The 12560-nt window shown below is 33.9% G+C and carries 8 protein-coding genes and 1 tRNA gene; 2 read left to right on the top strand and 7 right to left on the bottom strand.

The features are described from left to right. Positions 1-30 precede the first annotated feature (30 nt). A complete protein-coding gene (locus AB671_RS01280) occupies positions 31-327 on the top strand; it encodes a hypothetical protein (RefSeq protein WP_066680669.1) in 297 nt (98 codons plus the stop codon). Here the strand turns inward: AB671_RS01280 and AB671_RS01275 are convergent. From AB671_RS01275 to AB671_RS01265, 3 genes are all read right to left on the bottom strand, one after another. Further along, complete coding sequence (locus AB671_RS01275) at positions 305-2338, bottom strand: recombinase (protein ID WP_066680667.1); 2034 nt, start codon at positions 2336-2338, stop codon at positions 305-307. The two genes, AB671_RS01280 and AB671_RS01275, sit on opposite strands and share 23 nt — an antisense overlap. 13 nt (positions 2339-2351) lie before the next feature. Then, the gene (gene mtgA, locus AB671_RS01270; RefSeq protein WP_066680665.1) at positions 2352-2996 is read right to left on the bottom strand and encodes a monofunctional biosynthetic peptidoglycan transglycosylase; all 645 of its coding nucleotides are present in this window, start codon (positions 2994-2996) and stop codon (positions 2352-2354) included. Between the two features lie 118 nt (positions 2997-3114). Then, positions 3115-4161: an ABC transporter substrate-binding protein gene (locus tag AB671_RS01265; protein WP_066680663.1), complete on the bottom strand. Its 1047-nt coding sequence runs from the start codon at positions 4159-4161 to the stop codon at positions 3115-3117. Positions 4162-4220: 59 nt separating this feature from the next. On the opposite strand from AB671_RS01265, the gene AB671_RS01260 reads away from it, so the two are divergent. Next, a tRNA-Arg gene (locus AB671_RS01260) sits at positions 4221-4294 on the top strand. Here AB671_RS01260 and AB671_RS01255 read toward each other — a convergent pair. The 4 genes from AB671_RS01255 to AB671_RS01240 all read right to left on the bottom strand — a co-directional run bounded on the left by AB671_RS01255 (position 4260) and on the right by AB671_RS01240 (position 12517). Beyond that, positions 4260-5807, bottom strand: coding sequence for a recombinase family protein (locus AB671_RS01255; RefSeq protein ID WP_262484074.1), 1548 nt, complete (start codon positions 5805-5807; stop codon positions 4260-4262). The genes AB671_RS01260 and AB671_RS01255 overlap by 35 nt on opposite strands. Positions 5808-5922: 115 nt before the next feature. Further along, complete coding sequence (locus AB671_RS01250) at positions 5923-6144, bottom strand: hypothetical protein (protein ID WP_055983646.1); 222 nt, start codon at positions 6142-6144, stop codon at positions 5923-5925. A gap of 518 nt (positions 6145-6662) precedes the next feature. Continuing rightward, positions 6663-11840, bottom strand: coding sequence for an Eco57I restriction-modification methylase domain-containing protein (locus AB671_RS01245; protein WP_066680661.1), 5178 nt, complete (start codon positions 11838-11840; stop codon positions 6663-6665). After that, complete coding sequence (locus tag AB671_RS01240) at positions 11837-12517, bottom strand: hypothetical protein (RefSeq protein ID WP_066680659.1); 681 nt, start codon at positions 12515-12517, stop codon at positions 11837-11839. The genes AB671_RS01245 and AB671_RS01240 overlap by 4 nt, the downstream gene beginning before the upstream one ends. Positions 12518-12560: the final 43 nt, after the last annotated feature.

Below are 12560 nucleotides of genomic sequence, written 5' to 3'. Positions count from 1 at the left end.
AATCAACGAATCACGAAACCCGTATCCCTAATGAAAAAAAATAAAAAACGAGAATTTCAATCTTCTGAGCTGGTAAAATCTTTTGCCAGAATCCATGGTTTTGAAGATAAGCTAGTTGCTTTTGAAATTAAAGATTTTCTGGAAGATTATCTTGATGAAAGCCTTTTTCAGGAAATTATCAGTGTTAATTTAGACGATAAAATTATTCAACTCAGAATCAATTCACCTTTGCTGAAAAACGATTTTAAAATGAGAAAAAGCTTTTACCTCAAAAAGTTTCAGGATAAATTTGGGGAAGAAAAATTTATCGACGTTCAGATTTTGTAGGAATAGAATTTTGTACCAGTTTATTTGATTTCAAATCAAAACTAGATTGCAGTGGAAGGAAAAACTTCAAAGGATTTCTTACAAAATATCTAAAAATTGCACGGTAAATCTCTCTTACTTCCCCAAAATTCATTTTTCTTGAACGGAATGCCAAAAACATCGACAAGCTGAAACTTACCAGAAAGTTGAAAAAGCCAATTACAAAAACGGTAATGAATGAGATCCAGAAAACTGATGATTCTACCGAAAAATCTTTTCCATACAATCCAATGGCAAAATTTCCAGCGGCAAAAGTAATGTGACGAATATCCAGGTCAAGGCCGAAAAATAGACCAATCGGCGCTGTTGCTCCAAGAAAAACACCGAACCAGAAATTAGAAACAATTCCTGCCCAGTTTTTAGCATAATATTTCGAAAGGCTTTTGGCAAAACGAGCTCCAAACATTCTTTTTATCGGAAGATTTTTTGCAATACGATCAGGAATTTGGTAAAATACTGAATTGTTCCCAATATTACCGGAAATAATCCCTGAAATAAAAAGATAAAAACCAGCAATACAAGCGTGCAGAATTGCTTTAGACTCAAAAGGATTAAGGTCTTTCAGTAATTTATCTGATTTTTCTACCGCTAAATTTTGTGAAAAGAAAACATCCAAACCATAAATGATTAACAATGCGATCGGGAAAGAAAGAAGTACATTTCCTACAAAAGCAATAAACTGACTTCGGAATAATTTTGAAACCAAATCAGCGAATTCAGTATAATTATTTTTGGTGCTTTCCTGTTCAGATAAAACTTTGGTCATCGTGGCAGCCGTCATTGCAGGCTGTTTGGTTGCCAACGTAAACCCCATCAGATAAATCATCACAAATCCCATTGCGTAGTTTAATGAATATAAAAACGCGTGAAAAAAGTCGCTTCCGGGCATAAAACCGTACAACATTTTCAGAATACACAATGCACCCACGATAATTCCTCCACCGCTTGCTTTGTAGAACATTTTCATGTACTGTTTGCGACTTGAAGTGATGTAATGACTTCCAGTTTCTGCAGTGTGATTGGTAATTAAATGCGAGATCAAACGAGTACTGTCATTGATAAGATCTGAAATATTGTTCTTGTGAGACTTATAGCTCAGAATATTAAAGATCAACTGTTTAGATTTAATAACAATATCTTCGGGCTGATCGATGATCAATAAGTTAACAATTTCAGAAATCCTCTGTGTCTGTTGACGGATCTTAAGCAGTGACTGGTTAATTTTCCCTGAAATACCGTATTTTGAGGAGTTTTTAAAAGCGATATTCACGAAATCCTGACATTGTTCCGCATAAATTTTGATCTGCTTGTAACGGCTGTCTTTTGAGTGAAGCTGAATTTCAGGATTGATCTTGAATTCTTCCGCCAAAGCTTCCAATTCATTTTGTAAAGCCAAAAAAGGATTGTCGAAATTCCTGTATTCGGGAGCCATTCTTACTACATCAACTTCAAGAGCCATCCCCGTAACGCGCCAAGAAAGGATATTCATCGAAAATATCAACTCTCTTTTTACATTTGGTTTCTCAATGAAATCTGAAATTCCTAAAATGCTCAAAAACTCATTCACCTCATCTTCCGGAATATTATGCAAATATTCAAGATCGGTTTTTGGTCTGAGACTTACGTTATCGATAAGATACCAAACCGTATTTTCGTTTTCTACGGGTGGTAAAACTTTATTTAATATTCTTTTTTTGAGCTCAGGAAAAAATGCATTTTCTGAAAGAATATTAGCCTCCGTTAAAGAAAGGTTGAAAGGTCTTACTCCAAAAACATTGGAAAGATAATGCCTAAAATGAGCTGTAGAGTTTGGATTTGATTTTAAAAAATTAATAACATTTTTAAAATCTGTCTTCTTTATAGCCTCTAAAAACTCAGCTAAAGGCTCCAACGAAGAAGTCTCATTCTTAAAAGAAAAATACTTTTTTAGAACAGATTCAAAATTTTTTGTACTTGAACTCAGCAGTCTCATTGGTGCAAAGATACTATTTCAAACTTACATTCCTCATTTGTCTCATAATCCAGTTGTGTTTCTTTCTCAGATAAGGAGATGGATTTTTGGGATCATATTTTTTAGGGTTTGGCAAAACAGCTGCAATCCAGGCTGCTTCCGAAGTATTAAGATCTTTTGAAGATTTACCAAAATAATACTGTGCAGCAGCTTCTATTCCAAAAACGCCCTGTCCCATTTCAATAGAATTCAGGTATCTTTCCAAAATAATATCTTTAGACCAAACCTTTTCGATAATGAATGTATAAACAGCTTCAAGCCCTTTTCTCACCCAACTTCTGCCTTGCCAAAGGAAAATATTTTTAGCCGTTTGCTGTGAAATGGTACTTCCGCCTCTTATTTTTTTACCCTTTTCATTATTTTTCATCGCTTTTTCAATGGCTGTATAATCAAATCCATTATGGTTGAAAAACTTCTGATCTTCTGAAGCAATGACCGCTTTTTTTACGTTAGCTCCCATTTCATCGTAAGAAATATAATCACGGTGCAATTTTCCGTACTCAAAAAGTCCACCGATTTGTGTAATCGTAATGGGGGGATTGAAAAATCTACCCCAAACAATGAAAACTACATTCAGAATCAGAACAATAAAAATAAATTGTTTTATTTTTTTCCACATAAGCTAAAAACTTGACGTAAAAATATGAAAATACTGCGAGTTAAGGAGTTGATCGTTTTTAGTTGTTTGTTGACACATTGAATTTCAGCGATTTAAAAATGTAAATATTTACAAGAGCTTACTTCAATTCGTTCATGTAAATCAGGTGATAATTCGGTAAAAGTTCAGGATGAAATATTTTGATATAATCTTTTAGAACCAAATCTGAGCGCACCACTCCACTTTCAAAAAAATCATTAGCTTTCTGCTTTTCCTTGCCTGAAATCCCATAGATTTTCCCTTTGCTAAACACTTCCAGTTTCCCATAAAAAGGATTGATATTGAGCATCTCTTTTTTAGATAAATGGTTTCCCGCATTTACCCAAAACTGTATATTCTTAGATTTAGCAAAAACTTCTTCAAAGCTCATTGTTACAGCTTTTTCTTCTGTATTATCTTTTAAAATATAATGAGCATTCGCGTCTGCAACATAATTGGCCGTAAAGGTTTTTCCACCCGGCATATACCAAATATCGCCATACATTTCGTTTGCCAAGACATTGGGTTTTAAAGTTGCTTTTGAAGCTAATGTTTTTAAATCATTATAATCTTTCTGAATTTGATTAAATTTCTCTTCAGCCTCTTTTTCTTTTCCTAAAAGCTTTCCGAATAATCTAATATAAGAAGTCTTTACCATCGGGCTTTGCTCCATATACTCATCTAAAAAGATTACCTGAATATTATTATTTTTCAAAAGCTGATAGGTATTATCAAAACTTGCAATGTAGTTGGTAAAAATAGCATCGGGTTTCATAGAAATTATTTTCTCAACATCATACTTCTGTTCGTTGCCGACGTTTTGAATTTTTCCCGATTTTAATAAGTTATCGATTTTTTCTGAGTAAATATATTCCGGGCTTGCAATTCCAATCACTAAATTTTCAGCTTTAAGTTCAGATACAAACCCCATTAAACTTGCATTTAAAAGTATAATTTTACGGAAAGGAACTTTACTTTTTTCAAAACTATAGTTAAAATTACCCGATTTTACCTCTAATTTTCCAGCAGCATCCTTAAATTGTAGTCTTTCGGAGATAATTTGCCAATCTGAAGATGAAACTTTTGGTTCTCTTTTACAGTTGGTTAGAAATAAAAATGCGATTATCAGTAAAAAATTTGCTTTCATCTTTCAAAGAAACTAAAAAAGTATTATATTTGCAAACCTTTAAACAATAAGGAAACAACGGCCTCGTGGCGCAACTGAATAGCGCATCTGATTACGGCTCAGAAGGTTACAGGTTTGAATCCTGTCGAGGTCACAAGACCGACATTTGAAGTTTTTTCACTTCTTTGTCGGTTTTTTTTATTTCCTAACTCCTTGTTAATCAAGGCAATATTACCAGCTAAACTGTTGATTTTTGTGGTTTGAAAATACTCGCCGTCGAATGTTAACTTTTCAGGATATATCAAACCAACAATTGCGCGTTTGTCAATTGTACTTGCGTTATTATATCTTTCAGAGATGTTTACAATGGCATTTAATGCTTGACTCATCTTCTTTTCAATATCATCTGTATGACCAGAATTTTTTAATGAATTTAATTTAAAGTTAATTTCTTCAATTTCCACTTTATACTTCATTTTAATCCTTTTAAAATCTTCTTCATCCAATTTATCTTCAAGATACATATCTCTCGCTTTGTCAATTCTTCCTTCGATAGCATTAAGTTTATTCTGCAAAACCTTTCTTTCATCATTTAGACCATTTGAAACTATTGAAAAGTTCTGTTCTAAAATTGTTTTCAATATTTTCTCAGCACCGATGCTGAATCTAAATTTTGATAGTTCTTCGACAAAAAGATCATTAACTATTTCAGAATTATGCCTGAAACCACATGAGGTTGTGCAATGGTAATAGTAGTAATGCTTGCTTCTGCCCTTAGCACTACTGGCTGTAAGAGTTTTATTGCATTTTGGACAAAGTAATAATCCTCTTAAAGGATACCGTTCTTCATTTATTATTCTTCCTGCCGGTAAAAAATCATCTTTATTGCTTTTACGATGGAGAACCCTTTGAACTTTCATGAAAAGTTCTTCAGAGATCAGTGCCTCATGTTTTCCTTCAACAATTTTTTCCTCCTCGTCGTTGTACGCCTTTAGAAATAATTTTCCGCAGTAGGCTATATTTCTCAACCCATCCATAAATGAATTTTTCGTCAGCTTTCTGCCTTCTCTCCTGTTCATTTCTTTTAGAATAACTGCTGTAGGTAGATGTCCTTTCGCAACCTGCTTGAAGGCCCATATCATATTTGTTGCTTCAGGCTCTTTAACAGCTACATATTTACGACCGTCTTCTGTACATCTGTTGATGTAACCATATGGAGCGATACCCATCATTCTACCCTCTTTAATTGCTCTTCTCATCCCATACGTTACATTCAATGCCCTCCTGTCATTTTCTACCTCAGGCGTTGATAAATATATTGCTAACAAAAGTTTATTTTCGGGTACACGTAGATCTAATGGTTGTTCAATAGCCTGAGGCGTAATACACAATTTATTAAGGTTGGATATCATCTGATAAGCCTCACTGGTATTACGGCTAAATCGATCCCATTTTGTGAAAAATAAGAATTTGTTCTGTCTAGAACCTCTTCCTTTTCTAATATTAAACAGGTATTTTTTCCATTCAGGCCTCTCAAAAGTTTTGGCAGAATGATCTTCATAAATGATTTTGTCAATTGTTATGTTCAGGGAAGAACAATGTTTGCGTAAACGCTCTTCCTGATCACGTTGTGAATACCCTTTATCTGCTTGTTCGTCAGTTGACACGCGAATATATAGATCAGCAACTTTCATAATTTTTTATTTAAAAGTGGGATAAGAGAATCTTTACAAGAATAGAATAATGTAAGATTTAAATACTTTGTAATCACTAAAGTACGAATTAATCTTCAGGTGATAAAAACTCCTTGATGGTAATTTTAACCATTGTATGAAAAAATAGTAAAATTTCAGCAGCCTCGTCATCAGAAACGATAGTGCCTGAATCCTTTAGCATTTTTATAGCTACATTTAATGGCAATTCCTGAAATTTCATAACCGACTCCAGCTCAAATTTATTTGAGCTTTCAGTAATCGGATATTTTATTATTTCCCTTTTAGCCATTGTTAATCTTTACTACATGAAATCTTTTAAACTCAATTTCAACTTACTATTATCACTGATGATTTATTAGTTTAAGAAATAGAATTGTCGGTAGTTTTATTCAATAAAAATCTATAATATTTTTGAATAAAACTATATGGATTTGGTGCGGGAGGCTATTCAAGAGCAATCTGGATTATTAAAATTAGATAAACACTGATTTTGGGCTAAAATGTATTTTTGGATCTAATAGTGAACGAATTGTGTTGTAACTATGTACTTATTTTAATCTTTTAAAACATTTTTAAAATAGCTGCATCTAAGGTTAGGAGAAGTTTTCTACAAGCTGATATATCATCTTTATCCCAAAAAGATTAGAAAACATCGTGTTTTCTAATCTTTTGTAGTGGACAGCATGAACCTCATCATAGAAGTCTTTGCAAGTAAAATCTGCTCGGCAAGTAATCATTTTTGGTTAGCCCTAACTATGTTAACTAACAACAGGACAACTCAAAAATTACTAAAAACTTAGTTAACTTTTATCGCCTTTTACCTAAATATGAATTTTGATAATTTTCGCCTTCTCTCATTATATTTAAATAATTCAATAAATTCTCAGGTTTTGAAGATGTAATTGAAGCTTCATTATCTAATTTGAAAATCATTTTGTTTTCGGCTGCTCGTTCTGATTTGAAGTCAGTCTTCGAGTTGTTGGAATTATTCTGTTTTTCAATTTTATATTTTGCTATTAGATTCTCTTTCGTTTCGGGTAGTTCTTCCAACTTTTTATCCAATTCAGAAATCTTCTCTTCAGTAGCTTTAGTTTGCTTCTCAATTTCTGCAACATTAACCCCTTTTGCAGCAAGATTTTCAATCACTTCTTGAACTTGAGCTTTATGTAAATCAATTGTCCTTTGATAAGAAGGTAACTGTGTTCTCCAGTAGTCAGAATTTACATCTTCATTTTTTGAATATCCTTCGATCCTATTGTAGGAATGTTCAGCTTTAGCTATTAATTCTTTCACTTTTAAGAAATCTTCATATTTCCTCAGAACAAAAGCACTATCTGCGAGATGCTTGTTTTTCTCACTTTCAATCCTTTTTTTCATTAATTCGATTTCAATGTTGGCTCGGGTTTCGGGATTGGTAATGATGGATGTTTTAAGCTCTTGTGTACTGATGTCCGAAATATCCAAAACATCCGCACCTTTTTTCATTGCTTCTAAATATCTTGCCTGTTTGGATTGCAGTTTTTGAAGCATAAAAACATCAATACTGTCATTGGTCAGCATAAAATTGATTCTCATATTTTCGTTTTTATTTCCTTGCCTCCACGCTCGTCCTTCGATCTGTCGCAAAGACGTGAAATTGTAGGGTAAAGTAAGCATATACACATCTGTGGTATTTTCCTGAAGGTTCATTCCTTCCTGAATGGCTTCACTGCCGATAACAACTTTTATTTTTCCTTCATTAAAATCATTTTGAATAGAAATTCTTTGATTTTTATTGGTCGCTCCGGCGATAATTCCGATTTCTTCGGGTTTGTAACCGATTTCTTTAATGAGATATTCTTTTAGTTTTGGAAATTGAGCAACCGCCAATTCAGAATAAATGATTTGTCCGGATTCCGGAATGTCTTTTTTATTTTGATGAATTAAATCCATCGTCTGTTTCAGCTTGGGAGAATTTTCTATAAATTCTTTTACATAAGGCTCTTCATCATCATAGTATGGTGATAAATACGGCGAAATCGCAATTAAACGGGCATTGAGAATATGCGTTAGAATTGCTCCCTTTTCACTTTCACTGAAATTTTCATTGAGCAAGTCATATTGTTCTTTTGTCAGATCATTCTGATCAATTTTATACTCTTTGTTGATTTTGTTGGGACGAATCAATTCAGGATTGTCTTCTTCTCCTTTTATATCAATGAATTCCGAAAGTAATTGTTGAAACAGCGAATTGTTTTTAAATCTCCGAACATTGGCTTTAAACTTCACATCACCTTTTGCGTCAATCTCCATGTCATTATCCGCTTCCATAAAGGTCTCGAAGAAAGTATTGACATTGAAATATCCCGATTCTTCCAAACGTTTATTTGCTATTAAAGAAAGAATGGAATAATATTCCAAAGGTTTATTCGTAAAAGGCGTTGCGGAAAGTAGTGTTACATTTCTGCCATCATTTTTGTCTTGAATATATTGCGCAGCCATCCAGGTATTGATTCCCAGTTTGGAAGTCTGTTGGTTTTGACTTCTAAAATCGGAAGCAAATCTTCGGTCTTCAATTTTTACTTTTCCTACAATGTGATTGGCATTGTGAACTTCGTCGTAAGTCAAATGGTCGAATCCAAAATCTTCCCAATCATATACTTTTCCACGCTTCATTTTTCCCTCGATCTCCTTTTCTTTTTGAAGTTCAATTTGGATGTCCCTTTCCGTATGGGTAACGCCTTTCATTTCGCTTGAAGAGATGTAGCTGAATTTTGAAGAAAGCTCTTCGGTTATTTCTGATGAAAACCCGATATTATTAAAGCCCTCATAAGTAACGATGGTAATTTCTCCGTCTTTGTTGTCAAATTTTGAGAGATCATAATCTTTCCCCAAATTCCCTAAAACATTAACTTTCCCATTGGGAATCGTTTCAAAAATCGTTTCCACCCATTGTTTCAAAATACTGTCATTCGGAACTACGATGATTGGTCTTTTCGCATTTCCCCTCTCCATTGCTTCGTGCATAGAAAGAATTCCTGATAATGTTTTACCAAAACCCACTTCGTGCGCTAATAACCCTACTCCTTTTGTGGTCTGTCTTCCGATTCCTGCCTTCTGAACTTCGGTCAAACGCAATTCATGACCTTTGAAATGCAGATAGATTCTGGAAAATAATGGGAATTTAGAATAATCCGGAACGTGAATGTTATTGTAGTTTCGATTGAAGTCTTTTACAAAACGATTTCTAATATCATCGGAAAGTTCTTCCCGAACAAACTTGTAAAACAAATCATTCGCAGCAGCTTTTCGCCTTTCTCTGACTAACGTATTCCTCTCTTTATCGCTTCCTGTAACTGTTTCGTTATCTACAAAACTTCGCACTTCCCAAGCTGAAGAACCCGCAAAGGCTTCACTTGACAAAGTGCCTACAAAATCTTTGAATCTTTCTGCAAGATTGTAATTTACAATGACTGATTCGGTACGTTTTGTAACATGATTATATTGGTCTTTCTCTATTTGACCTAACTCAAATTTGTGTACGAACTCGTGGTTCGGACTGATATAAATCTCATCTAGCGATTTCGCTTTTGGTAGAACATTTTCTAATAATGATTTTTGTTTTTCGTATTGGTTTTCTGTTCCTCCAACTGCATTTTTATCAGAAAAATCCCTCTCTAATTGTTCCAGTTTCGAGTAAATATTTCCTTCAGTGTAATAAAAATCGTGAACCCAATTTCCATCAATGAAGTTCGCAAATTGATAGTGCTTTCCGCGATTATTTAATGTGCCGTTATAAGAGGTATCTCTGAATGCTTCAATTTGTTCTTTGGTAATATCAGAACTATTTTGCAAGGAAGTATTTACAATTTCATCCTGTTTGGAGAATTGATATTTTAAAACACCTTTCTTTATTTCCGGTTTTGTTTGAAGTTGATATTCGTTCCCGGCTCTCGTATTGTGAATAGAAATTATTCTATCACTTTTCTCAATCAGTTCTTTTAATTTTTCCTCTGAAAATGCTTCTGATTTTGTGATCAGCTTTTTTTGTAGTTTTTCATATTTGCCAATTTCAGTCGTAATTGTTGGAGATTTAAACTTGATGTTATTCAGTTTAAAAAGTACCAATTCAATTTTTTCTTGAGTTTCTGTTACACTTACTTCATTTTTATTGTGGTTTTCGATCCTCGCAGAATCTTTTATTTCTGCAATTCCTTCTTTTAGTACAGGAACTGTATGATCTTCCTCTAAAAACAAATCTTCAAACAGATTTCCGATCCGCTGGGTTTCTTTCCTATTTTTAAACTGTTCAATCTTAAATAAAGCTTCATCTAAATTTCCGTGAATATATTTTTCTAATCGACCGAAACGGTTGGTTTTTTCTCGGGTTTCTCCCAAAATTCTTGCTGGGTTATTATCGAAATAATTAGAAATATCAGTAGAGATATTTTGAGTGTTTTTTCTTAGAATGATAATGTCTGTTCCTATTTGTGTTCCTGCAAAAGCTCCGTTGGGCAAGCGGAAACCTTCCAAAATATTGGCATTTTTCAAATTGCTTTGACGGTTCAGCCAAGATGACGGCAGTACCATCGCCAAAACGCCGTTTGGTTTTAAAGAATCCAAAGACCGTTTAACGAAATAATCTTCATATTTAGCAATTTTCGGTTCTTCTCCCAAACCTTTGTAAAGCCCACGGTGTTCACCGTAGGGCGGATTCCCGATGACCAAATCGTATTGCTGAGAAAAGTCCTTTTTATTTCCTTTTTCATCAATGAATTCAGTTTCAAACGAACGAAGATTGATGTCAGCTTCGGGATGCAGAATCTTGGCAATTTTTGCGGTGGTCTCATTGATTTCAAATCCTGTAATTTTAGAATTTACAGATAGCTCTTGAATAGCATAATTAAAATTTCCAGTTCCAACACTTGGTTCTAAAACGGAAATTTCTTTTTGAGTTTTAAAATGGTCTTTAATTAAATTATGAACTGTATCAACAATTTTATCCTGCGTATAATATTCGTCTAAAATCCCTCTTCCTTCTTTTGCCGTTCCGCCACTTTGGAATTGGTTGCAAATTTCTATTAAGTCATAAGTGATGTTAAGATTTTTCTTCAGAAAGATTTTGTGATTGTCGGAAACAAAACAAGTTGCAGAAACTACTTCTGCAACTTGATCATTATTCAGTTTTTGCCCTTTATATTTTGAAATAATAGTATCTAACTCTACATTATTTGTTGAATTTTCACTTACCTCGGAAAGTCCTCCATTGGGTCTTCTTCTATCGGATACAGTTCTCCCGGATACGATTCCGCCCACGGAACGTCCTTGAGTCTCTCCAACATTATTCTGTTGTGAGTCGTCATAGGATCCTCTTCCTCGGTCTCGGTTTCCCAAATTGCTCCGCTCTGTGCCTGCAAGTCCATTTCCAGCATTGTTGCTGCCCACTGCTTGTCCGCTTCCGTAACTTCCGTTTTGCTCGGATTGGATCTTAGGGCTAAGTTTTCCAGTGTTGTGTTCAGGTGTTTCGTTTCCCACTTGCTGAGAATCGGATGTTCTTCCGTATTCAATTGCATTGCTTTCATTTTCAGAAATTTTTGGTTCAACTAAATTAGTATTTTTATCTTGAAGCTTGAGTTTATTCTCTAAATATTCAGTCAGGTGTTGATTCCCATTTTCAGAAATTTCATATAACGGACGAACGTCTTTGATATTTTTGCCATTAAATTCTGTAAGAATTTTTCTGGTTATTGCATTTCCCGTTCTATCCCCGGTAAAACAAAGAAACATTTTGCCATCATAATTCTGGTATCTATTGAGAAACTTTTTGCTATTTGAACCTGAATTAAGGGTAATCAATGTTCTATTATTGACCTGCTTGTTCAATTGAAGAAGCTCCAAGAATGAAAGCATATCCTTACTGTTTGTGAAAACAATAAGTTCCTTTTTATTTCCTTCAACTACAGAAATGTCATCATTTATCTCATTAAAAAAATCTTCATCTTTCACTTTTTTCTGTTTTTTATGAAGTGGTTAAATTCAAAAATTTCTTTGGCTTCACTGTCCCAGTTTTTTCTCGGTATCAACTGAAGGGTTACAAATATGTCAGATTTTTTATTGTAAGAATCAATCCTTTCGAGCCTTCCGTAGTAGTCCTTTTCCGCGTGTTTGTAAATAGAGTACGGTAAAATAGTATCAGTTGGATAAATGTAAAACCGGGTGTACATCCAAGGTGAGTTGATTTCAAATCGTTTGTATTTTTTCTTAAACAAAACCGTATCACTCAAATTTTTTCTGTTTCTGTAATTGGGGATTTTTTCCTGAGAAAACAATGTTCCTCCTTTTTTCTTTTCAACCGAAAGCGGCTTTTGTTTATTTATAATGTCTGACAGAATAATTTTGCCGGGATTTTCATTTTCAATAGTATAGCACAATGAATCTTTAATGAAATAAATCTGTTGGGTTATTTCGGGAGCATTAGCATCCGGAATCCTTTCTATAATGGAATCTCCTGAATAACTAAGGCTTGACAAATGAAAACTTTGGATGTTGTTCAGATTTTTGGAAACATCAAAATATACATTGGAGACAACATCGATTCCTCCTTTTTCGAATTTGATTTCTTTGTGGCAGGAAGTGCTTACAAAAAGAAATAACAAGCTGGGTAGTATTAAAAGTTTTTTCATAGAAATAGGGATTAAAAAAGCGGCAGCCTAATTAATTTGACTT

It is taken from the genome of Chryseobacterium sp. BGARF1 (assembly GCF_001677955.1).
In the GTDB taxonomy this organism is placed as follows: domain Bacteria; phylum Bacteroidota; class Bacteroidia; order Flavobacteriales; family Weeksellaceae; genus Chryseobacterium.
Note: the sequence above shows the minus strand (reverse complement) of the source record. Positions and strands in the feature narration are given on the sequence as shown.